Raw genomic sequence first — 24,379 nt, forward strand, 5'->3', positions numbered from 1 at the left:
CCTCGAACGAAGTCGAGCAACATGTTCAAGTTGCAGAATGAACGGTTGTTACCGGATAAACTAAATTGCAGATTGTAATACTTGCATCTCATGAAAAGAGGTTCCGCTATGAAGCAGCGTTCATTCCTGTCCTTGTTCATAATCACGATCTTATTATTTTTTGGGACTACCACAACTTCACTTGCGCATGCCGGAAGTATGGGTTACTCGGTATTAAACGTTGAAGAGAACGAGATTCTCTATGAACTTTTTCTTGATCAAAGAGACTTGTTTCCGCAATTCGGTACCAACCTGGATAATCTGGTGAACGAGGAACAGTTCTCGCAAAAAATCGAATCCTATCTACAGAAAGGTCTTCGCATCGATGCGGATTCGAAGCCCTTGACGATGGAATTGCTCTCGATGAACATGGCGAATAAGGGTACTGAAAGAGGCGTGGAATTTCATCTGAAGTTTATCGCCGATAAAGCGATCGAACAATGTATTCTTCATTACAATCTGGCGTTTGACGATGTACCTGCTCATACGAGTGGACTCTTGGTCCATGCAGGGGAATATGTCCAGCAGGATTTGATTGATAGCACTAAAAGAGATATTCAGATCAACCTTCCCCAGCATAACCAGCAGGATATGATTGATAGCACCAAAGGAGATATTCAGACCAACCTTCCCCAGCCTAAGATTGGCGCTGTTTTGTGGAAATACTTTAAGCTTGGAATCGAACACATTTTGACAGGTTATGATCATTTGCTGTTTTTGTTATCCTTGGTATTAATCGCATCGCGATTCAAGGATGCGTTGAAAATTGTTACTGCTTTTACAGTCGCTCACAGTATTACACTTTTCTTGGTGGCGTCGGGCCGCCTCCATGTCATCTCGTCTTGGGTCGAAGCGTTGATTGCGGTGACGATCTGTTACGTGGCCGTGGAAAATATGTTTGTTCAAAAGGCGAAATGGCGGTGGGTGTTGACAGCCTTATTTGGCCTGATTCATGGCATGGGCTTCGCCGGGGCTTTGGCTGAAACAGGACTTCCAAAGGGCAATCTGATTGGCACGCTCTTGACGTTCAATTTAGGTGTAGAAACGGGCCAACTGATGGTCTTATGCCTATTACTGCCCCTCTTGATTTGGCTGCGAAGGTTCCCGTGGTATCGAAAAATGATGATTTCAACGTCTTGCCTTATTTTTGTTCTGGCATTTTATTGGTTGATTCAAAGATTGTAATTAGGCCATGAGCATTATTATCACCTTGCGTTGCTTAACAAAGGACGTCCAAAGGTATGGGATTAGTTTTCGGCCTCACTGAATTGAGCTACCACGGTTGAAAACGAGGGGATATCAGGTATTGAAATAGAGGTAGTATTCAAACTAAAAAAAATAGTTAAACATTTGAAGGGCTGCCGTGAGGCAGCCTTTCCGTTTACTCCGCTAACGTGCTGTTTGACGCAATGAACCACAAGTCTACTCTTTTCGTCTGTAATATATTGGAATTTTATGGTGGAAATTTGAGGTGATTTGAAATTGACAAAAAAACGTAGCATTGGGAGTATAGTTGGATATTTAATTTTAGGTATTATTTTATTAATTGCAGTTATTCTTTTTATGTTGTACCTGGGTATTCTGGATTTAGAGAAACGCGAGAGAGGTTTTGTTGAGTTGCCAAACAATTATGGTGTGCTCAAAATACTGCTTTAAAAAGCGTATTTAGTTTGTGGCCTGATGTTAGTAAAATGAGATGATGAAATAGTGAAATACGGACTGTACTTTTGTTTGGTCCGAATGCATGAATCAGGGTGATTTTTTAAAAAATGGAGAATTAGAAAGACGAGTTGTACTGCGTACAACAATTTCCTTGATTTTCTGCTTAGCAGCTCAGAATGTTGTAGTTTCTACAACAAATTATCCTTTTTATAGGTTATGAAGCTGCTTTAGACTAAAAGTGTTGTATTTTTTGCAACATTCGATTGGAAAACGCGGATTTGGCGTAAGCCATATTCTAATCTCGCTCCAGCATATTTAGTCAATCAGTCGAACTAAAACCAGTGATTTGAAAACAACTTCTATGATTACCGCAAAATAATAGGCATCTGTTTGACTCCAAACATCATCCAACTGTCGATCCTCTCCAACACATGGGAGCGATCAAGGTGGAACTCAGGGAATCGAGTAAGCAGCGTTTGAATAGCAATTTTACTTTCCAAACGAGCTAATTGCGCTCCTAAGCAGAAGTGAATTCCGTGACCAAAAGCAAGATGGGGATTAGGATTCCGGTGAATATCGAAGATGTCCGGATGCTCGAATATGTCTTCGTCATGGTTGGCCGAGCCAATCCAGATGTTGACCATTTGTCCGGGAGTTAGTGTTTGCCCGCGTAGAACTGTGGTCTTTTTTACCGTTCGAATCATCGTTTGAACAGGTGAACAATAACGAAGAACTTCCTCAAGAGCCTGTGGAACCAAGGAGCGATCCGCCAAAAGCTGCTCTTTTACATCTGCATGGCTATCGATGAGGAGCAGTGCCGAGGAAATGAGGTTCGTTGTGGTTTCATTTCCTGCTACAAGGAGCAAGATACAGAAGCCGATCACTTCCAGATCGCTTAATTGTTCGCCATCTGCCTTCGCGCGGACTAGACGACTAATCAGATCATCCTGCGGTTCAAGCCGTCTCTGATCCGCTATAGCGGTAAAATAGACACTCATCTCTTGTTGGCATTGATAATATCGCTCGGAGTTGTTTCCGACCAGCGCATCCGACCATGCTTTGAAACGCTCTCGATCATCCTGAGGAATACCTAGCATTTCGGCAATGACGATAATCGGTAACGGACTTGCAAAATCATGAAGCCCATCCATCTTACCGCTTGCTTCCATTTGGTCACACAACGCATTCGCTATCGCCTCAATCTTTGGCGTCAGTCCTTCGATTACCCGAGGTACAAAAGCTTGAGAAACAAGCATCCGCAATTGCCGGTGTTTAGGCGGATCTTGTCTTAGAACACTCGCCTCAATCGGATCTTTCGTCGTTTCGACACCTTGCGAAGAAAAATGCTCATGATCGGAAAAAATCGTTTTGACGTCTTCGTATTTAAAAACGTCCCAGGAATCGGTCTCCTTTTTAAACGATACGGGGGAGGAGGCACGTATTTCTTTAAAATAAGACAAAGGTATCAATTCATTAGCCGTTCTCCAATCCATATGTTACACCATCGCTTCCATCTTATTTTATTTGAACTGACTAGTCAGTATAGCAACTAGAAAAAAATGGCGGTTACTCACCGCTAGTCAAAAACAAACCTGAAGTAATGATCGTATAAAAGAATTGTTCAATATGATCACGAGTCAATTCATTGTTATTGTTCAAAAAATAATTACTTGCGCTGTCGAGCATCCCAACGATCCCCGCCGCGGCCAAATTGCAGTTAACATCGCGAAGCACGCCTTCTTGCTTTCCTTCTTCCAAGACTTCGGCAAGAAAATGAATGTAATCAATCCTTAGTTTCTTCAGTTCTTCCAGCACTTCCAGATCGATACCGTTGGATAGTTCATTGAAAACGATGTGCGCTAAACTGCTTGATTCCAAAAACAGATCGAGATTGTGCCTGATGATCCTTTTGATTTGTTCTTCCAAAGTAAGATTGGCTTTAAGATCGGCCTGAACTTTATCAATAATCTCCTGAAAACCATCCTTAACAAGCGTCTTAAACAATTGGGCTTTACCTGGAAAGTGATAGTAAAGCGTTCCTTTGGCGACATTTGCTCTCAAAGCAATTTCATCCATACTTGCCCGATGGTAACCGTTTTCTGAAAATACTTCAACTGCTGTTTGGATAATTTTCTCTTTACTCAACGAGATCCGCCTTTCGATATTCAAGATAAAACTGACTGGTCAGTACAACAGAAGTGTAACATATTGGAAAAAGAGATGTCAACTTAGAACGCGAGGAGATTTTACTCTCAAAATGAAATGAAAAAAAACCTCCCGGAATGAACAAGTGTTCAAATCCATGGGAGGTTGAAATACGATAAAGCTCCTTACTTGGTAAGCTGTTTATATTTGTTCAAATACTTCACGACAGTCAGCACATAAGTGGCGTGCGACCAAGTGAGTGGAGCAACGGATACCGGTTCACCTGTGAAAGGGTCTAATTGTTCTGATAGAACGCCGCTTTCCATTGCATGTTTGACAACCCATTCAAGTGTTTGACGCGGTGCTTCGAGATCCGCCAGTGACTTGGCGTACTCGATTTCCCATTCGGCAATCCACAATGTACATATGATCCAAGGGTTACCTGGCACGTTCTCAATATCCGTAGAGCGTTGGAAGTAATAGTCGTGATGATAACGAGCGGAACCTCCGACTTCGGTTTTGATCATGAGTCCAGCCTTGTTGGCTTTCATCGTGCTCACCACACGATCATCATCAGCAGGCAGAACGCCGAATTCAAAGATGCCGTAAACGGAGCTTTCGAGCGTCATATCCTTCACCCATTCGCCATCTTCCATGTACAAGCCGCGAACGAATCGTTGTTCTCCCTCATCCCATAGATGCTTAAGGATACCGGATTTGATTTTCTCCGCTGTATGCTTGTAACGATTGCTTCGCTCTTCATCCCCGAACAGGTTGCTGAAGTTGGAAGCGGCAATAAGTCCGCCATAAACCGCTGAAGCTGTAAACGTAAATATACCGTAACGTTCTTCCCACAGATCATAACTTGGCTTCGGCAAGTTCAATTCCTGATCAATGTAAGTGGACATGAACCTGGCCGCTCTGCGAATGAGATTGCGATAGAGGGATTGGGCGAATTCAAGGCTTCCATTTTTCTGGAAATCCTGCCAAAGGGCATATAACACAAGGGCAGTCTCATCTTCTTGGATAGGAAGCTGTACCCGTCCGGAATGAATGTATGGATGCCAACTGGAGCCTACGGTGCCGTCCGGATTGTATTTATGATGCAAGTAACCTTCGGGTGACAGCACGTTCGCACAGAAGTTAAAGAAAGGAATAATCATACCTTGGTAGCCAGCCATGGACATGGAATAAGCAATTAAAGCACCGTCTCGAGGCCACATATAACTGTAATGATCGCGGTTGCTTTGCATAATATCGGAATCGTTCGCAGCGATGATCGCACCGTTTACATCCGTTTGGGTCCTGACTAGCAGTAGACTTTGTTTGAAAAGTCGTTGGACTTCGAGCGGCAGATCGCCGTAATCGCGTTCAATTTTGTTTGCCCATCTTTGCCAGTACACGGTTACGCGGTCAAGGAGTTTTCCGGGGTGGCTGTCTTTGACATAGGCATCGAGCTTCTTGACTTCCTCCAGCGTTTTGCCTGCACCCATCCAATAATAGAGCGTTTGGTTGGCGTTCGGTGGTACGAAGAGTCGAAAAGAAATGGTACTATCGACAGAGCCTTGAGCAATGGCATTGCCCATCAAATGCCCATCTTCCGCGTCGCGCCAAGTTCCCTCGGCATTATAAAACCTTTTGACACCTGTAGAGTATTGATAAATGCCTTCGGTTCCTGTACTGCCGTTAAACATAAAATATCTGTCTTTCTTATAATGGAATACCGTATTATTCGCTGGATAGTAAGCGGCTGTATCCCCAACTTCTGTCTCATTAATGAGCAAGTCTTGATTGAAGAACATCCGTACTTCGCTAACGGTACTTTTGTGATTCGTAAGTTGGATACGTTTGAGGTATATATCCTCGCGCTGATGAACCCCGTCATTCATGAGCAGAGTGACACCAAGACCGGGATGTGTAGCTGTCACTTCGGTGACGAGCGAATCCTCGACGTAGGCAAGTTTAAATTGCCATTCAGGGGCATTCAGCCATGCGAAGGAACCATCCACCCATATACCAACACGGCATTGATAACCGCCAATATGATTAAGCTGGCCTACGAAAGGATAATACAGATCTCGCATGTAGGAATGCTGATCGAGGTTAATAAGAAATTTTCCGTTTCCGATGACCAGATGTCTAGGCAATAAAATCACTTCCCCACTCGTTTGTTTGATCGCGCGATTCAGAACCCGTCCTTGAGGTATCCAGCTTGGGATATCGCGTCCTCGATTCGCTAGTGACTAGGACATAGTTAGCACAGGGCTTGCCAATAGGTTACCTAATTATTACCAAGGAATCAATGATTGTTTGAAAAAAATCTGAAAATTCCCACTGGTCACGCTTACAAACTGGCATAGTTATCCATATTATTTTATTATTTCCTTCTGGTTGGGGAATATACCTGACCTCTGTGGGTGAAGGAGAATCAATTTTTCGTAAGTTTCTGTTGTCAACGTGCTGATTTGGTCCCAATGAAAGATCTCGCTGACTTTGCTCAAAGCGGCCGCAGCGAGTTCGGTTGCGTCGTCAGGCTTTTCAAAAAAATGGGCAATCTGAAAAGCGAGTGCGTTTGCATCCCCCGGGAGCACTTTGCAGCCGTTAATGCCATGATCGACAATCTCAGCAAGACCTCCTGTATCCGATACGATGAGTGGTGTACCGTTTGCCATTGCTTCCAAGGCTACTAGACCAAATGGCTCATAGAGGCTTGGAATTACACAAAGCTCCGCGGAAAGCAAAAGCTGACTTTTGTCGGTCTCATCTAAGAATCCTGTAAAGCTGACACGGTCACCTAACGGAGCGGCCAATCTCTCTAATCCCTCAAGTTCTGGTCCTATACCCGCGATAATCAGCTTAGCTTCAGGGTAACGTTTGAGCACGAGCCGCATTGCAGCTATGAGGATATGCACGCCCTTTTCATAAACAAGCCTCCCGAGGAAAGCAATAATTCGATTCTGTTTATCACCGCTAAAAAGAGCATTAGATAGAAGCGGATTAACATTTTCAAGGGAAGCAGCAGCTGCGCGAAAAGGAATAACACCATTAGGTATATGTGTAATTTTATGGATAGGTACATGAAATAGGCGAATGACTTCTTCCTGCATATAAAGGCTGCAGACAACGAGCTGATCGGCTTCGTCGGCTAACTTATTTTCTAAGGCATGTATTCGTTGTTGCACCGGGGTATCCAGCTTCCCTTGATTTCGACCATACTCAGTGGCATGGATCGTTGCAAGGAGCGGGAGCTGGAGCGCATTTTTGGATTCTTTGGCTGCATAAAAGACAAGCCAATCATGAGCATGAATGATATCAAATTGCATGCCTTGCAATGTTAAGCGATGGATGGCATCGGTGAAAGCCATATTCATTTGGAATACCCAATCCAGGAAGTGAATGGCTCCAGTGGACTGGAGAACCTCTACACGATGAATATGCACCCCATTAGACCGCTCATAGGGAAGACAATCGGGAGCAAGACACGTAACGACATGAACTTCATGACCGAATGCAGCAAGATGCTTAGATAAGTCGCAAACAGCTCTGGCGAGACCACCGATGACACGCGGCGGATATTCCCATGCGAGCATAAGAATACGAAGAGGTGAGGACTTGGGATTGGATGAGAAGTGCAAAGAGCTATTCAAACTTATTGAAGGGCTAGTTTGGAAAAGACGGTAGTGGAGCTCCGGTAGAAAGGGGGATCTCCGTTCTAAGGAAATCACGAATTCGGATAGCTCTTTGTCTGAAGCTGCTGTTTCTAGCCCGTTAAGTAATTGATGAAAATGGGATACATGTGTTTCAATGCGGTTAGCCGCATAGGTGGTTACCGTTTCCGCATCTAAGATGAAGGTCCAGTCGCTGCTTTGCGCAAGCAAAAGCTCTCTCGCGGCTTGATTCAGTGCACGCTGCTGCATCTTCGTGAGCAGTTCGGGGTTCGGGTGCTTTTGCGCAGCAAGCACCATACGATCCTCCGCCGCGTGCAGCAGCGGATGTACCCACTGGCTGCGCGGCTGCAGCCAGACCTCGGCGTAGCCGCCTCGGCCCCAGCTCGACACAGGAAGCTTAGCTTCCGTGGTCGGCGCATGGGCGGCGGCGTAGCCGCCTAACGTAGTCGTGTCCACGACTACGCCCTCAAGGCTGCGCGCGGCAGCGAGCCCGCGCAGCACAGCTTCAAGCCACTGGTGGCCTTCGTACCACCAGTGCCCGAACAGCTCGGCATCGTATGGACATACGATGACTGGCGGTTCCGCCGGCCGCGCTTCGCGGTCGCCGGCGGCCAAAGCTAACGCCTCGCGCTCCTCAGCGAGGCGGCGAAGCTGCGCCACCCGGCTAGCGACGAAATGCTCAGCATCCTGCTGAGCTTTCTGAGCGGCCCGCGCCGGGTGGTAGGGCGCTTTGGTGTCACCTGCGGCTGCGCCGGTGACGCTGTAGTACTTGAAGCCCGTATGTATACGTGCGCCGTCCGGCAGCACATAGGGCTTCAAGTACTCCCACTCGGCCCCGCCGTCTTGGCCGAGGTCGTAGCCGATATCGCGATAATACTCGCGATAATTGGCATCGCTCGGGTACCCGACTTCGGCGCTCCATACCTGAGCGCCGGCTTCGAGGTCCCGAGCAAAGGCGCAGGCGCCGCTCTGTGTACGCAGCGGCGTCCCCGCTGCGATCTTCACCTTCGTTTTCGCCGCTTCCTCCTGCGGCGTTATCATAGCCTGCGCGTGCGCATGAGCGTCCACTACGAAGTAGCGAAGGCCAAGTGCCTGCAGGTGGGGCTCCAACGCAGGCGTATAGCCGCACTCCGGCAGCCAGACGCCAGCCGGAGCGGACCCAAAATGCCGCCGGAATTCCATTACGGCGGCTTCAAGTTGCGCACGCAGCGAGGCATCGTTCTTGACTAACGGCAAGAACGCATGCGTCGCGGCGCACGTTATTAATTCTAAGCAGCCAGTGCTTCTTAGGCTGCGGAACTTACCAATCAGATCGCCCCGAAGGCGATCGTACAAAGCCTTAAGCCGATGGTACTGGTCGGCATAGAGCTTTGCCGTAGGGCCGAAGTCGGCATGACCCCACAGACGAATAACTTCTCGCTGAGCCAGTTCACACAGCGATGTCAGATGCCTGCGAAGCCTCTTCTTTAAACGTGAATCCTCGAGCATGGCAAGCAGCGTCGGGGACAAAGACAAAGTGAGATGGAAAGGCACTTCATCTTCAAGAAGCCGCTCCATCATTTCGATCAAAGGAAGATAGCTATCGACAACGGCTTCGAAGAACCATCGCTCTTCTAGGGTGATGTTCTCCTCCTCATGTCGAACATAGGGGATATGGGCATGTAAAAGCAAGGCAACGAAACCTTGTACATTAGAGCTGGTGCTCACGTTGGCGTTTGTGTTTGTGCTCAATCAGTATCGCCTCCAGATTCCGTATCTGCTGAGTATGCGGTCTTCGGTGAATACACCGAATAGGCAGAGAAATGCTCATAAGCTTCAGGCGTCATTAGCTGAAAGGAAACGGCAATAGGCCGGTATGTAACTAGTTGATCATTCGTTAGTTGGTGAGAGGGAAAATCTTGATTCGTATCTATAGGGGGAGTCTGAATCGTATTGGAACGCAGAAGCGGGAGAAACTGCCCCTGTTCATTCACAATGCCAAGATCCGCGAAGTAAGTTTGGCCTGGGTGAAACCCGCTCAGAAAGCATGATTCTCCTTGGGGGAGATGAAGTTCTGAGATGCTGTCAGTTTGGTGGCTATCTATAGGTAGATCGGTTACATGATAAAATCGCAATGTAGGCTGAAGCGCCTGCCAGTCTGTATCGAAATGTTCCTGTACCATGTTCTTTTTTCTGCCAGAGAGCTGCCAGTAGGCAAGCAGAACAGTCGGGGACTGGATAAGCAAGTGAAGTGTATCCCGATCCATGGGATCAACAGAGAGAGCTTGGATAGGTATCGGTCTCACCTTTTCTCAGGGTAGTTATGGAAAATAAGCTGCAAGGATCTTGAGCAACATTGTAGCATATGCACCATACAAACGAAAAATCTCCACCTTATCTAAAAGGGGGAGATCACATGTATATCCTTTACTTGGTTGGATTTTGCCCTTCCATGTACCGGTTTTCCGTAAGTCTCATTAAGGAATCGTACCGATTCACCGAAGAAAATATCAAAAGGTATTCATCCTGTTTGACATTGGTATAAGATGCTTTGAAACCGGTATGATATTGCACGGTCATGCTGGAGGATTGATCGTCATACTGCACAAAAGCGATCTGTCTAGAAACGCTTGGAATCATATTCACGCCGCTCTCCCCTTCATCGTAGACTTCGGAAACCACGTATCGGATCCATCTATACTATATTTATGCTTACTCAAGTGCGTTTAGAATGTGTCCACGATAGGAATGGACAAGCAGCTCAGCAAGCTCGGGATCCGCCGATTGTGCTACGAGCTGAAAGACAGGATCATCGGCATCAGGCAGCAGCAGGACCCACCCATTCTCATGATAAAACTTAATGCCATCGATTAGATCAACGGGTACATCTTTCGTCCGTTCCATCATGCTCCGCATAACCTCTCCCTTAGAATCCCAAGGACAATCTACACGTTCACGAAGAAGATGAAAGCTAGGAAACAAGGAGAGCAGATCTGAGAGCGGAATGCCGGTTCTTTCCAAATGGAGAATCACCAGACCAATGGCAAAGAGTGAATCGAACAAGGGATGTATCCTCGCTTCTTGTGTAGCTTCCATGATGGCTCGTGACCATTCCTTCGTACGAATGATCTTCCCGCCAAGCCCCTCGGCCATGCTTTCTAGAAGCTGGGGGGCACTGACGGGAGCACCAATGGTTGCTCCTGGACGGCTGTGCAGGTAACAAAGATAGAGGAAAACGGTTTGTAAATCGCTGTCTACGAGCTCGCCTTTTTCTGTTATTAACTGCATGGTTCGTCCATCATCGTGAACACGTAAACCGAGACTCGCGCCAGAAAGTGGGATAAAGACATGAAGCGGATCCTGCATACTTGTAGATGTAACATGGATAGCTTCAAGCCCTAGTTTTTCGAAAAATGGAACAATGAAAGGCTGCAGCCAAGAACTCGCTTCAATGACGATGCGAAGAGGGAATACAGACGGATGATCACGTTCATACGCGATTTCTTGGGCCAAAGCATCTATATAAGTTTGTAACCAGTGCACTTCCTCTTTGTAGCTGCCAATCTGCTTCATAGTGGCCCGTCCATAATCTTCTTGCCAAAAGCTGTTTTCCACTTTACGCTCTGCTGATTTCGGAATAGGCAGTCCTTCAGCGTCCAAACAGAGAAGACTGCAGACATCATTTTCTTTACCGGACCACTCGAGGTGAATTCCCCCAGCAGCACCTAAATGACGAATAGCAAAGGTAGACGCAGGTGCAAAGCAATCCCCTAAATCAATAACATGCGTACCTACAGATTGTAGGCTCGCTGTAAGTGTACGCTTTAATAAACGAGTGAACGTATGGGGAGCACAGCTTACCATAAGCGTTTTGCCTGAGGCTAAGGTTGCGCCATATGCTGTGGCGAATTTAGCGACTAATTCCGGTGTTAAATCTAGATTGGGAATACCACTTACACCGTTTGTCTTGAATAACGATTTGGTTGCGTTATCTCCCCAAATATAGGAGGTATGAAGCCGGGTCTTATCACGAATTTGTTTATGGGGCCAAATTTTCACGTTGGATTCAATGCGGCTTTTCGCACCGATGACCACATGGTTGCCAACAACTGAGCCATCGCCCAAATAGGAGGCCTCTTTACAAATAATCCGACTAGTCAGTGTGGAACCGGCCAATTCATTGTGCTCAGCAATATGGTTATGATCCCACAGCACGCTTCGCGTTAATTTGCTCCCTTTGGAGAGTCGGTTATTTTGCCCGATGATGCAGTATTCGCCGATCTCTACTTCATCTTCCAGCCTGCTCCCTTTCCCAATGTAAGCAGGTCCGATCACACGTGCGGTAGCACTTGTTTCTACATCATCTGCGATGTAGACACCGGGGCGGAGCTGTGTTCCGTGAATGTCGAGCTTCACTTTCCCATCCAGCATGTCAAACTGGGTTTGACGATATTGCTGCAGGTTGCCGATATCCGTCCAATATCCAGAGCTGATATACCCATAAAGCCCTTTGTTTTCTTCGAGCAAGGCAGGGAAAAACTGCTGGCTGAAATCAAATTCTTGCCCCAGTGGTATGCGTTCTAGCATCTCAGGCTCCAAAATATAAATACCTGTATTTACGGTGTCACTGAACACTTCACCCCAGCTTGGTTTTTCCAGAAAACGAGTAATTTGTCCTTCTTCATTCGTGATAACAACACCATATTCCAAAGGATGGCTGACACGAGTCAGGATTAACGTAGCTTTGGCTTGCTTTTCTTTATGAAAAGCAAGTGCTTGCTTCAAATCGAAATCAGTTAATGCATCCCCGCTTATAACAATAAAAGTATCGTCAAGAAACTCGTGCGCATGCTTGACACTCCCAGCTGTGCCTAGGGGACTTGTTTCTTCAAAATAATGCAGATTGACGCCAAAAGCTTGTCCGCTGCCAAAATAGTCGCGTATCACTTCAGGTTTGTATTGCATAGTGACTGCTATGTCATGAATGCCGTGATTTTGGAGCAGTTCAATGATATAGGCCATGCAGGGCCTACCGAGAAGAGGCACCATGGGCTTGGGGAGATGACAAGTAAGGGGACGAAGTCGCGTTCCTTTGCCTCCGGCCATAATGACAGCCTTCATTGTGGTACCTCCTTAGAGTTTTCGTAGAAAACTTGCATCATTAGCATAAACCTTAGAGTTTTGCTTTAGCATAAGGCTAAATTGTTGCTTTAACCTGAATGGCTGGTTGATAGTGGGTAAGCTTCTGGTACTCATTCTGGATATTTTGAGCGATATGGCCCCATTGGTAGTGCTGTTGCAGCAGTTGGTAGGCGCTATCAGCCATCATGGCGGCTTGCTTTGGCTGCAGCAGCATATCCGTAATATGCCATGCTAATGAATCGACATGACCTGGGAGTGCCTTATAGCCGTCCACACCATGCCTAATAATTTCAGCTAAACCGCCTGTATCGGAGAGTACCAGAGGTTTCCGGTGGGCCATGGCTTCCAGCGCTACGATACCGAAAGGTTCGTACAAACTTGGAATCACACAAACATCCGTAGATTGATAAAGCTGTGTGCGATAAGCATCATTTACAAAGCCGGTAAACAAGACGCGATCTCCTAAAAAGGCAGCCTTGGAGCGCAGCTCACCCTCCATAGGTCCTGAGCCAGCGATAATGAGCTTAGCCTGTGGAACTTGTGAAATGATTTTCGGCAGAGCTTCCAGCAGAATTTGAATGCCTTTTTCATAAACAAGCCTTCCAATGAAGAAAATGACTTTGTCTTGTTTTGCCACGAGATCAGGTCGATTCATCGTCTCTATGTTTGGTTTTTGAGTCCGAATGCCATTCGGATGTACACTCACTTTATCGGGAGGAAGATTAAATATACGTCCTACTTCCTCTTTCATGTATGAGCTGCATACAAAGACACGATTAGCCTCATAAGTCAGCTGCCACTCCAAATGATGAATCTTGCGCTGCAGGTCGGAGTATAGGTTTCCTTGATTTCGTCCCCATTCTGTTGCGTGAATCGTGGCTACTAAAGGGATGCCGTAGCTGGTCTTTATTTCTCTTGCCGTATGAGCAACCATCCAATCATGCGCATGCAAAAGGTCGATTCTCCCGCCGTTTTCTTTCCATCTCACAAGATGATCGGTCATGGCAAGATTCATTTCGAACGTCCAGTGGTAAAAGTGAGTATCACCGGAATGGTTAACAGGGAGCCTATGTACGTAAACGCCATTCATCTTCTCAAAACTCGGTGCACCATCGTAGGAGGTTGTGATGATATGTACAATTTCATCGCGAGCGACAAGAGCTTCCGATAGTTCATGGACTGCTCTTGATAAGCCGCCGACATGTTTGGGCGGGTATTCCCAAGCGAGCATGAATACGTTCGGACGATGTTTAGTTTCCTCCAGTAATGTTTCCCATTCCTTCAAGTTTGGAATAATAGGGATAGGGGAGAGCTTCTGTATGCTTACGTAATCTCGAAATTGGATATCAGGAAAGCAGTTGTCTTTCTCCTCCAAAACGGTAAGCAGTACCTCGTCAACCTGTTCCCGATCTACCTGATCGCAGAGATGGTGGAAGCAGCCTAGATGTTCCTTTACTCGGCGAATAGCATGGTCGACGTCACTCTGCGCGTCCATCATGAACGCCCAATCGCTGCTTTGAGCTAGCATGAATTCTCTTGCAGCTTGATTCAAAGCGCGTTCCAGAAAGCTAGCGCTTAATTTACCATGGCGAGAGAGATGCTGATGTTTCGTTGCGAGCTCGATCATACGCTCTTCGGCTTGATGGAGATGACGATAAATCCATTCGTTATACCCCTGCAGCCATACTTCGGAGGAGTGGTTACGGCCCCAACTAGATTCGTTCAAATTTCCGACAGCAGCTATTGGATATTCCTCTAGATATTCACTAGGTGTAATCATTTTAATCGTTTGCTGATCGAGAAACATTTTGCGGCAGAGCAGTTCAAGAAAGTGCGGGCCTTCATACCACCAATGACCAAATAGCTCCGCATCATAGGGTGATACGATGACTGGCTTGCGATCCAGCCAACGTTCCCAATGAGCGGCTTGCTTTTGGCGATTTGCCAGGAAATGATCGGCATGTTCAACTGCTTTTTCTAGGGCCCGCTCTGGCTGATAAGGCTCCTTGTGGCTGCCTTTGCCTGTGTTGCGGTAATATTTAAACCCTGCTGCCGGGTCGATGTCACTGTAGTATTCACGGTAGTTGAAGTCTCCTGGGTAGCCGTTCTCGGCACTCCTTACTTGACTGGTGGATTCCGGATCCAAAGGAAAGGCTGTTACCCCATAGGGAGTCATGAGCGGAGCAGCTAATTCTCGAGCTGGCTGCGGTGAAGCGAAAGCAACTGCTGTGGAATCAGTGAAGAAATATTGGATCCCAGCCTGCTTCAAAATGCGATCAATACCAGGCGTATAGCCACATTCTGGTAACCAGATGCCGCGAGGCTTTTGATCAAAATAACGTTCATAATCCCGAACAGCCGTTATAATCTGTGCTTTTATTGCCTCTTCTGTTTTCATGAGAGGAAGAAATCCATGCGTAGCGGCTGATGTAACAATTTCGATACGACCTAAATCTTGATAGTGTTTGAATGTCGCAATGACATTTCCTTTGCAGCTCTCATATAGCGTAAGAAGCTCACGAAATCGTTCTGCATAGCGTTTGGCCAGAGGAAGAAGAGCAGGTTTTTTTTGTAATCGAACCTGTTCTTTATCTGCGAGCCCAATAAGATTACTTAGGTAAGCGTGATATTTGTCTTGCAAGTATGGATTGCTGAACAGGGACAAGATAGTCGGAGTTATGGAGAAGGTCAGGCGGAAATCTATCTTATCACTTGTTAGACGATTCATGACTTCAATTAGAGGTAAATACGTTTCCGTCATGGCTTCGTAGAACCATTGTTCTTCCAAATTGTCGTTATGATCCTGATGACGAAGATAGGGAAGGTGAGCATGCAGCATCAGAACCAAATATCCCTTGAGCTCTGGCTTCTGTTTGATGCGATTGATCAAGAGATAGTGTCACCTCACATAGGGAGAGTAGGCTTTTATATTTTCAAAAAAATATGGCTGGATTCGATTGTGGACACGTTCGTCGGCAGGGGCTTCTGGTACAACCGTTTGCATCGGTTCTCCCCATCTGGTTTCGGTAACGTTAGGTGTGACGACGCAATTGGAACGAAGAAGAGGAATGAACTCGTGCTCCCAGGTGTAAGTGCCAATATCCACAAGGTAGGTACGACCAGCAGCTAGATGGTGAAGATACCAATTGTTAGCTTCAGACGTCGTAGTTACATCCCAGTATCCATGTGCATTACTGCCATTGAAATATAGGCTTGTCACATCGTACAAACGTATCACTTTGGGCATTAACGCATAGTCGCATTCAAAATGCTGAGAAACAAGCCATCTCCGCCTATCACTAATTTCCCAATAAACATAGAGCGAATGTGCATCGACGATCATAAGATGGAGTATGTCCTTGTTATACCGATTGGGAACCTCGAACCCTGCGGTAGGTAATGCCTTCAAGGTGAATTCCTCTTTTCTAATGCTGATTACTACCTTTTCACTGTAAAAGCATTCGCTTTTCCAAAGAAAAATATGCGTGAATTGCTAAAATCTAGCTGTCCTAAAAAAAAGGAATTTCAAACTTTTCTGGCGAATATATTGGACTAATCCGGGTTAAGAAGTTTATGCTTACGATGCAAGCTTTCCTAACGGAAAGCTCTAAGGGAGGGTTTTTCATGAGTTTTTGTTGTGGAGCCAGTATGATTGGAACGAAAGGTACCTTGAAGCACATTCGTACACAAATTCACAATGTGCCCATTCTTTTTTGCCCGGTATGTCATCGCATTGAAGTTCACTATCTGGTGGAGAACGAATACGAGATATTAGCGGAGTATGCTCACGGAGACGGTGCTCCTGAGGTTGATTTTACGGAATATGTAGATGGTAAGGATCATCTATTGCATGATAATTGTGTCAACCATGAGGGCGAAGAGCCTTTAGATATAGTACGCTGTCAAATTGATATGGCCCTTGATTTGCTTGGGGTCGCGAAATCTATTGGTGATAATGAATGGGAAGATCAGCTTAAGAAACGATTGAAAATGCTGAGTGTACGCCGAGATAAACTGAAAAACAAAAAAACCTCCAAGCATACTTAGAGGTTTGTTGACGAGACAGGTGTCGCAAACTTACAAACAGAACAATTTTTTATTCTCAATGCTGCTACTCTAATCTAGTCTAGCCTGACGGGGAACGAGGAGCCGCTATTTCAGCGATTATGCCGATACGGGGCCGGTACGCGGAACGTAGAAGCACTATTTTGGTATTTTTACGGCTTTTACACCGCGAAAACGGGAAATAGCGGCTCCTCGTTCCGCGAAAATCGGAAATAAGCGGTTTCGAGCAAAATAAGGTATCTACGTTCCTCGAGCATAATGGTAGTGCCGGATAGAACAGATAACTCCAACCGATATACCGGAACAATGCCAGCAGCTTGTGCTTTCCTTAATTGGAAAGTTCGTATCAACGGGCGGAAAGCGAAGCTTTGCGGTTTGCTCGAAGGACCCGACCGCCAGATTTGTTTCTTTCTAGTAAATATAACTTTTACTACACTCTGAAAAGAGTGTTTTTTTTGTTTGAATTTCTGTTCACATGAATTTCGGAGAAAGTAAACCCAAAGAATTCGTAAAAAAAGAAGACGGTTCGGGTCTATTTGTGCCCATAACGTCTTCTTTTTTTGTTAGACTCATCCCTAACTCATGGTAAAAGCACTTGGTGTTTATTGAAGTTCCTGCAGAAGCTTCGCAAAATCCTTCTGAAGATTCCTGCTCAGGGGAACCTTAACAGGCGTATGATTCAAATGAATAAGGAATCTTCTCGATGTGGGGAATCCACTTTCTTTCACATACGATACTACATGGCGCAAATTGACCAGAAAACCTTTGAATGGACTGAACATATGAGGAGAGCTCTGTGCCAGGATATCCGTTAAATTCGTGCTGGATTCCATATGTGCTCCATTCATGAGATGGATTCTGGTCAAACGCTTATCTTCTTTCTCAATGAAGAGGATGGAGTCTTCGGAAATTGGCAGCTCTGATTTTTGATTTTTGACAGTAATCCATTTTGTTGTTCTAGGCTTCGGTGCTTGTACCTGTTGACTGCGTTCTAGTTGAATCTCCGCAATGGCCTTCCGAATAGCCGCTTGAAACTTTGGCAGCATCACTGGCTTGGACAGAAAGTAGAGGGATCCTAGATCGTGAAAGCTCGTCAAAACATGGTCAATATTCGTCGTTCCGCTAACCATGATGACTTTCTGCTGATATCCAGCGCTTCGCAAGGATTGAACCATCGTGATGCCATCTAAATTTCCTTCCAATCCAATGTCCACTAGCATAATGTCAGGCTGAAGCTGATCGTATAATTGTATAAATTGTTCGCCTTCAGAAACGATTGAGATGACTTTTAGCCCACATTGTTGACTATAGCTTTCAAGTAATTTGCCTGCCCAATAGTTATCTTCTACGATGGCCACTGTGAAACGGTGTCCCATACGTTCATCGCACTCCAATCCTCTCACCCATGGCCTCATGTATCCTGTCAACTTATACTCAGAAACAGCCAACTTAGTCCACTTTGAAGGCAAAAGAACGGTTATCTTGTATAGTTCTAGGTGTGGATTCAAATAGGTAGACTGCTTAAGAGCAGGCATAGAAATGAGGGAACATGTAATTGTTTACATGGGTGAAATTTATCCTAACCTGTATTGATTTTGTACCTATGATTTTATTCGCATTACTACTATTCAGACAAAGAGTGAAACCATATTGGATACAAATAACGCTCGCTGCACTGGCAGGAACGATGGTCGCTTATTTTGACAATTGGCCTTTACTATACATTTGTATTATTTGTTCGATGCTTTTGATGGTTTGGAAATTTAGCCTTGTACCGACTTTAATCATAGCTTTATCCGGGTATATTCTGTCGGTCATCGTATCTACGATTGTTCTCTTTTGTTGTGATTTAACCGATCTTGCTGCTTACATGGATATCAAGGATGACTCGTTAACAACTAATTTGATATTACTTTTGACCATAATAACGAAATGCGGCGTTCTTCTTGCCATTCATAAGCTACGGCTCGGATTTACTTTTCTCTCGAATTATACGAGAATACCGCTGACTAAGGAAAATGCTGGCTTCTATCTCTTCATTGTTGTTGTTATTATTGGAATTACATACCGTCATTCCTATCCGGATAGCGTGCTAAGCGCGCTGATGCCGATCCAAATGCTAAGTATGGCAACTGTTCTCTTCATCTATGTCATGCTAGGTAAGGAACTTGGCTTTCAAAGATGAGTGCCGGGGGCTAGATTCAGCTTCCACAACAAACCCTGTATTGCGAGCCTCGTATTCAAGAAGAGTCTGGTGATATTTCTTTTGCGGCATAGCGGCGATGGTGACACTAGGACCTTCTTCATAATCATTAAAATAAAGTTTGCCTTCTGAGGGGGCATACTTTTTTATTTTGTTCAGATTGACGAAAAGATGCATGTCCAATTTCACAAAATGATGATCCGTCAATGTTTCTATGAAACTCGTGAATGTCACAAGAGATTCTACGTTTTCTTCTATGATGCCATCAGGCGAAACATATTGTATCGATTTGATACCAAACTCAACATACCAAACGTTATCTAAATGGATTTGAATAGAAGATAGCGAAGACGAGGCTTCTTCTAAATATCCTGCTTTTATTAGTAAATCGGTGTAAGGATATTGGTATGCTTGTGATAGCTTTCTCAAGGTGTCAGGGGATGGCTTGATGACATCATTCGTGGTACGATTACGTCCGAGCTCTAGATCCCTAATATAGGCATGAGACAAGCCGCTTTTACTTGCAACTTTACGCAAGGACAATTTACCTCGTAACGTCTCGAGAAACTTGCCAAAGTGATTGCCGGGTTCCAAATGAAACACCTCCCATGCCTTAATTGTAAAGGATTCAAGGTTAAAATGAAACCGTACTTTAGGTTTTATTTGCCATTAGGTGCCCAATTGGACATCTATGGTATAATAAATTTACTTTTTATTTCTGATTACTTATAATTGTACCCCCCGAATTGTTATACATAGGGACGAAACTACTATACTGTGAGGTGGAACGGTGCTACTGGTACTATTCAAAAAGTTCCTTGGAAAGAAGGAATCCCAGGGACAAAGTGAACCGCATGCCTCTTCCCTTGAGGTAACCATACATCAAATTCAAGCAGGAGACCTACGACTTAGAAATCAATTTATTGCTGACTATCAGCCCTATGTGGCTAAAGTTACAAGTAGGTTCTGCAAGAGATATATCGACCCCGCACGAGATGACGAATTCAGTATCGCTTTAGCAGCGTTTAATGAAGCAATTAATCAGTATTCTTCCGTTATGGGAAGGTCTTTCCTAGGCTTCGCAGAAACGGTCATGCGGAGGAGATTAATTGATTTCTTACGCAAAGAACAGCGTTTCAAAGGACAGATTCCTTACAGCTCGTTCGATCAAGAAGATGATGAAGATAACCTACTCAATCCAATTGAGGTTCATCAAGCTATCGAAGCTTATGAAAAGCAAAAGGGACTTGAAGAACGGCGAAGTGAAATTATTGATTTTAGCCGATGTTTAAGTGATTTTGATATCGATTTCTCTGAATTGACAGAAGCATCCCCTAAACACGACGATTCCAGGCAAATGCTGTTCGGTATCGGCCGCACGCTAGCACAGGATGCAGAGCTTATGCGTACTCTTCTGACGAAACGGCAGCTGCCGATTAAAGAGCTGCTGGAGCAAGTTCAGGTTTCCAGAAAAACATTGGAGCGAAACCGTAAGTATTTGATTGCGATAGCTCTCATCTTTAACGGACCCTACCCTTACTTGCGAGATTATTTACATATTCGAGAATGAGGAAAGCATAAAGAAAGGAAGAACAGCGCATGAACAAGGGAATCGTAATGGAATTAAGCGAGAGCTCCATTATTGTCATGAATCCAGAGGGTCGGTTCGATAAGCTTCCGAGGGGAACGCGGAATTGTGAAGTCGGGGAAGAGATACTATACGCACCTGTGAAGCGGCGTATGCGTGTACCGCAAATGGCTATTGCATCGGGACTGGCAGCGGCAATCGTACTATGCTTTGTCTTAGTATCAACGTTGACAGGAACCGTTCCAAGTGGCCAAGTGGTTGCTTACGTAACCATTGATATCAATCCTAGTGTAGAAATAGGAATTGATAATGATGAAGTTGTACAGGATTTAATTGGGTTAAACTCAGATGGTGTTGACCTAATTCAAACGTTAGTCTATAAGGGTAAGTCGTTAGAAGCTGTCACATCTGATATTTTAGACAAAGCCGAGCAGGGAGCACTTGCTAGAGGTGAAGGAGATATCATCATCAGCTCTACGATCGTAGAACAAAAAACGGATGTGAATGATCAGGCGATTGCTACAAAGCTGAAAGCTCAGGTCAGTAAGCATATCGAGCAAACCCATCCGGATCAAATTAAAAATTATGAAGTGACTGCATTCGCCGCCCCGCAAGAAGTAAGACAAGAGGCGAAGGCCAGCGGTGTATCGGCCGGGAAGTACGCGATATATTTGAATGCGGTAGACAATGGTGCGAAAGTATCTCTCGACGACATCAAAACAGTGTCGATTCATCAACTCGCTAAGGATAACGGCGGGATTGATAAATTAGTAAAGCCGGATAAACCGATCGATAAATCGTCTCTGCAAAGGCTAATCGCAGATGAAAAATCCGGAAAACTCAGCGAGAAAATTCAGCAAATTCAGGACGAGAAATCGGCCAAAGACAAGAACAACGATAAAAATGATAAGAACGATAAGAATAACAATAGTAAGAACGGTAATAATGGCAAAGCTACGGTGAAACCAACACCGACACCGTCTTCGAAGAATGACAAGAACAACAGGAACGACAATAATAATAAGAATGACAACAAGAACGACAACAAGAACGATAGAAATGGCAATGATCGTAATAATGACAACAAATCAACGCCAAAGCCGAACCGCTCAGGTGATGACAATGAGGATGATTCCAAGAAAGAATCATCCTCAAAACCTAGAGCGACATCAACGCCTAGGCCTACTGAAAAACCTTCCAGTAAGCCAACAAGCTCAAGCAAACCGACGGAAAAGCCAACTGCCAAGCCAACGCAGAAACCGAAATCGGAAAATGATAGAAGCACCATTTTCCCTTGGAGCTGGAGCGATCGGAACAATGATTCAAAAAACCGCGATGATAATAGGGATTAGTAGGAGTTAAAAGAATAGAATATATACATAAGCACCCTAGATGAACACCCTAGGCATACTTCACTTTTACGTGAAGCTCTGCCTAGGGTGTTTATGTATGTTTTATTCGGCAGAGCTCATTGAAGGAACCATAGTTGCTGGAGGAGATTCTTTGATGCGGGAAGAGCTTTTACTTCTCCGGCGCGCTCTAGCTTTGAATTGCCAAATGACCATACCAGTAATCATGAGGAACAGGGGCATCATGCCCATGAGAAAGCTTCCGATTCTTACAGGTTCACCACCCCAAACAGCGAAATGCAAACCTCTTTTCCAGGCACTGTAAAACGCCATAGGAGCATTTGGGTTGGTTTTACCTAAAATTTCACCCGTATAGGGATCTTCATAGACGGTAACATTGCTGGAACCACTTGGACTGTAACCTTCTTTCATCGCTAACTGATAAGTTTGATCAGGCTTCGTGGGTAGTTGAACTCGGACCAGCTCAAGGTTAGGAAATCGTTCTTGCGCATTTTGAACGATGGTGTCTAGAGAAAGCGGTGAACCGTTTATCTTTGTTGTTTTGCTCCAAGAGGCAGCGGCTTCGGTTTTGGTCGACATCCCCAACCATCCAAACACATACTTATCAAGTTGATAAGCCGTGCCTGTGAGGGCGAATACGAGAAGGAAAGGAATTGTTACTATACCGACTGTTTTGTGAAGACCTAGATTGAGGGCGAGCTTACCTTTGTTTCGAATAATCCGGAAGCCAAGTGCAAATTTGCGAAGCCCGGGCCACCATAAATAAGCACCTGTGGCTAGAATGATGATAAGACCGATACCCATGAAGCCGACGACAATGGAAGCATTAGCTTTACCAAATACATCTTGGGCAAGTAAATAACGATGTATTTGCAGCACCTTCGTAAAGAAGACATTTCTACTAGGTCCTACAGGCCCAAGTACATGGGCGGAACCTGGATCAACGTAAACATTTTGCGTCGAAGCTTTGCCATTCACGTCTTTGGATAGTCTTACCTGATAAAGACCATCTTCTGTCGAAAGCTCGATTCGATCCATTTTGAACCCTGAAAATGCTTGCTCTACACTTTGCTGAACGTCGAGTAGTGAGGCATGACCTGGCGTAGGCTGATAAAGCTGTGGATGTATCCATTTCTCTACATCATTTTCAATGACAAGCAGACTGCCTGTCGTACAAATGACAACAATGAATAAGCCTAGAAGTAAACTTACCCAAAGATGAATTTGTAATAATAATTTACGCATAAGGGCCCCTTCCATAAATGAGAATGATTATCAAAATCATGAGTCTGTTTAGAATGATAATGATTATCACTTTCATTGTCAATACATTTATGGCTAGTAAAGTGTGAGTGCTGTTTTTAAATTTTATGATATCGCTTACAATTACCTGCTTCATGGAATCTAGGACCGAGTTGTATTACAATAGTTGTAAGCGCAATTATGATTGATTTTCTTAGTTGGAAGGAGATTTTGGCTTGAGATATTCGACTTTCGGTAAATCCGGCTACAACGTTTCATCACTTGGATTTGGTGCTATGAATCTTCCAGGTGTACCTCTAGAACAAGCAAGAGAAGCATTGAACTACGCCTTGGATCACGGCATTAATTATATCGATACGGCAGCAGCATACCGGAACAGCGAGGAAATTATCGGCGAATGCATCTCCCATCGCAGACAGGAGTATTTTCTAGCGACGAAGACTGGGGCACGTGATTACGAGACGGCCAAAGCGGAGATTGAGCGAAGCTTGGTTCGTATGAAAACAGACCATGTAGATTTACTGCAAATTCACTACGTGAACTATGTGAGCGAGTTTAAGAAAGCGATGGATATTGGCGGTGCTTATGAAGCTGCTCTTGAGGCTCAGCGGGAAGGGAAAGTGCGATTTATCGGCATTTCCGGACACCGTCCAGATTTACTTGCGAAATGGATCGCCAAAGGGCAATTTTCGCAGATTTTGTTTCATCTCAATTTGGCGCAGCCGTTTGCACTTGATGAGCTGATCCCCAAAGCGACAGAGATGGACTTAATGAAAGTGGCGATGAAGCCTTTGTCCGGCGGGTTCATTCAGCCGGTTGATCGTGCGATCCGCTATCCTTACAGTCAAGATGTGCATGTGACGATTTCTGGGATGGTGAGCATCAAGGAAGTGCAAGAAAACTTGGCTGCGCAGGAGCAGGAAGTAGGAGCCGAGGAGCGTCAGGAGCTGGAGCAATTAGCTATAGAGCTAGGTCAACATGATTGCAGACGCTGCAATTATTGTTCATGTCCGCTCGAAATCTCAATTCCGGACGTGATGATTGCGAGTAGATTTAGAGAGAAATTCGGATTGCTGCCGAAGGGCGACGGATTTTTCCAAAGACAAAAGGATAGAATAGTAGGCTGTGCAGACCATGATCCTTGCAAAGAGAAACCGCTTTGCGAAGAGAAGTGCCCTTACCAACTGCCCATGCAGTCAGTGGTGCAGAAGGCCGCATCTTTTTATTAATTTGAGAGATAATAGAAACTACAGAA

At 45.1% G+C, this 24,379-nt stretch carries 19 protein-coding genes; 7 read left to right on the top strand and 12 right to left on the bottom strand.

Annotated elements, in window-relative coordinates:
* Window positions 1-108: 108 nt before the first annotated feature.
* Both GC102_RS31455 and GC102_RS31460 read left to right on the top strand, forming a co-directional pair.
* A complete protein-coding gene (locus GC102_RS31455) occupies window positions 109-1,224 on the top strand; it encodes a HupE/UreJ family protein (protein WP_171693002.1) in 1,116 nt (371 codons plus the stop codon).
* A 297-nt stretch (window positions 1,225-1,521) separates the two neighbouring features.
* Window positions 1,522-1,695 (top strand): hypothetical protein, encoded by a 174-nt coding sequence (locus GC102_RS31460; RefSeq protein WP_171693003.1) that lies wholly within the window; start codon window positions 1,522-1,524, stop codon window positions 1,693-1,695.
* 371 nt (window positions 1,696-2,066) lie between these two features.
* Here GC102_RS31460 and GC102_RS31465 read toward each other — a convergent pair whose 3' ends face one another.
* The 9 genes from GC102_RS31465 to GC102_RS31505 form a co-directional block, all read right to left on the bottom strand.
* Window positions 2,067-3,194 carry a cytochrome P450 gene (locus tag GC102_RS31465; RefSeq protein ID WP_171646393.1) on the bottom strand — a complete coding sequence of 376 codons (1,128 nt, stop codon included), beginning with the start codon at window positions 3,192-3,194 and terminating at the stop codon, window positions 2,067-2,069.
* A gap of 73 nt (window positions 3,195-3,267) precedes the next feature.
* The gene (locus GC102_RS31470) at window positions 3,268-3,846 is read right to left on the bottom strand and encodes a TetR/AcrR family transcriptional regulator (protein WP_171646394.1); all 579 of its coding nucleotides are present in this window, start codon (window positions 3,844-3,846) and stop codon (window positions 3,268-3,270) included.
* A gap of 185 nt (window positions 3,847-4,031) precedes the next feature.
* Window positions 4,032-5,993 carry a glycoside hydrolase family 15 protein gene (locus GC102_RS31475; RefSeq protein WP_171646395.1) on the bottom strand — a complete coding sequence of 654 codons (1,962 nt, stop codon included), beginning with the start codon at window positions 5,991-5,993 and terminating at the stop codon, window positions 4,032-4,034.
* Window positions 5,994-6,215: 222 nt separating this feature from the next.
* Entirely contained in the window at window positions 6,216-9,245 is a 3,030-nt protein-coding gene (locus GC102_RS31480) for a 1,4-alpha-glucan branching protein domain-containing protein (RefSeq protein ID WP_171693004.1), read from the bottom strand.
* Window positions 9,242-9,760, bottom strand: a complete 519-nt coding sequence (locus tag GC102_RS31485) for a DUF4912 domain-containing protein (protein WP_281367730.1) — start codon at window positions 9,758-9,760, stop codon at window positions 9,242-9,244. The genes GC102_RS31480 and GC102_RS31485 overlap by 4 nt, the downstream gene beginning before the upstream one ends.
* A gap of 160 nt (window positions 9,761-9,920) precedes the next feature.
* Window positions 9,921-10,175: a hypothetical protein gene (locus GC102_RS31490; RefSeq protein ID WP_216625446.1), complete on the bottom strand. Its 255-nt coding sequence runs from the start codon at window positions 10,173-10,175 to the stop codon at window positions 9,921-9,923.
* A gap of 30 nt (window positions 10,176-10,205) precedes the next feature.
* Window positions 10,206-12,614, bottom strand: coding sequence for a sugar phosphate nucleotidyltransferase (locus GC102_RS31495; RefSeq protein WP_171693006.1), 2,409 nt, complete (start codon window positions 12,612-12,614; stop codon window positions 10,206-10,208).
* A gap of 76 nt (window positions 12,615-12,690) precedes the next feature.
* Window positions 12,691-15,525, bottom strand: coding sequence for a 1,4-alpha-glucan branching protein domain-containing protein (locus GC102_RS31500; RefSeq protein ID WP_171693007.1), 2,835 nt, complete (start codon window positions 15,523-15,525; stop codon window positions 12,691-12,693).
* Window positions 15,526-15,534: 9 nt separating this feature from the next.
* The gene (locus GC102_RS31505) at window positions 15,535-16,044 is read right to left on the bottom strand and encodes a DUF4912 domain-containing protein (protein WP_171693008.1); all 510 of its coding nucleotides are present in this window, start codon (window positions 16,042-16,044) and stop codon (window positions 15,535-15,537) included.
* Window positions 16,045-16,259: 215 nt separating this feature from the next.
* Between GC102_RS31505 and GC102_RS31510 the strand changes: the two genes are divergently transcribed.
* Window positions 16,260-16,682, top strand: coding sequence for a hypothetical protein (locus tag GC102_RS31510; RefSeq protein WP_047680975.1), 423 nt, complete (start codon window positions 16,260-16,262; stop codon window positions 16,680-16,682).
* Between the two features lie 620 nt (window positions 16,683-17,302).
* On the opposite strand, the gene GC102_RS31515 is transcribed toward GC102_RS31510, so the two are convergent.
* The gene (locus tag GC102_RS31515) at window positions 17,303-18,103 is read right to left on the bottom strand and encodes a LytR/AlgR family response regulator transcription factor (RefSeq protein ID WP_171693009.1); all 801 of its coding nucleotides are present in this window, start codon (window positions 18,101-18,103) and stop codon (window positions 17,303-17,305) included.
* A gap of 152 nt (window positions 18,104-18,255) precedes the next feature.
* Between GC102_RS31515 and GC102_RS31520 the strand changes: the two genes are divergently transcribed.
* Window positions 18,256-18,885 (top strand): hypothetical protein, encoded by a 630-nt coding sequence (locus GC102_RS31520; protein WP_171693010.1) that lies wholly within the window; start codon window positions 18,256-18,258, stop codon window positions 18,883-18,885.
* Here the strand turns inward: GC102_RS31520 and GC102_RS31525 are convergent.
* Complete coding sequence (locus GC102_RS31525) at window positions 18,856-19,497, bottom strand: helix-turn-helix domain-containing protein (RefSeq protein ID WP_171693011.1); 642 nt, start codon at window positions 19,495-19,497, stop codon at window positions 18,856-18,858. The two genes, GC102_RS31520 and GC102_RS31525, sit on opposite strands and share 30 nt — an antisense overlap.
* Window positions 19,498-19,693: 196 nt before the next feature.
* On the opposite strand from GC102_RS31525, the gene sigI reads away from it, so the two are divergent.
* Both sigI and GC102_RS31535 read left to right on the top strand, forming a co-directional pair.
* The gene (sigI, locus tag GC102_RS31530; RefSeq protein ID WP_171693012.1) at window positions 19,694-20,473 is read left to right on the top strand and encodes an RNA polymerase sigma factor SigI; all 780 of its coding nucleotides are present in this window, start codon (window positions 19,694-19,696) and stop codon (window positions 20,471-20,473) included.
* Window positions 20,474-20,502: 29 nt separating this feature from the next.
* The gene (locus GC102_RS31535; RefSeq protein WP_171693013.1) at window positions 20,503-21,843 is read left to right on the top strand and encodes an anti-sigma factor domain-containing protein; all 1,341 of its coding nucleotides are present in this window, start codon (window positions 20,503-20,505) and stop codon (window positions 21,841-21,843) included.
* Window positions 21,844-21,945: 102 nt separating this feature from the next.
* Here the strand turns inward: GC102_RS31535 and GC102_RS31540 are convergent, their stop codons facing one another.
* Window positions 21,946-23,106: a PepSY-associated TM helix domain-containing protein gene (locus GC102_RS31540; protein ID WP_171693014.1), complete on the bottom strand. Its 1,161-nt coding sequence runs from the start codon at window positions 23,104-23,106 to the stop codon at window positions 21,946-21,948.
* Between the two features lie 233 nt (window positions 23,107-23,339).
* Here GC102_RS31540 and GC102_RS31545 point away from each other — a divergent pair, with 233 nt between their 5' ends.
* A complete protein-coding gene (locus GC102_RS31545; protein WP_171693015.1) occupies window positions 23,340-24,353 on the top strand; it encodes an aldo/keto reductase in 1,014 nt (337 codons plus the stop codon).
* Window positions 24,354-24,379: the final 26 nt, after the last annotated feature.

Origin of the sequence: Paenibacillus germinis (assembly GCF_013141785.1) — a bacterium.
GTDB lineage: Bacteria > Bacillota > Bacilli > Paenibacillales > NBRC-103111 > Paenibacillus_E > Paenibacillus_E phytorum.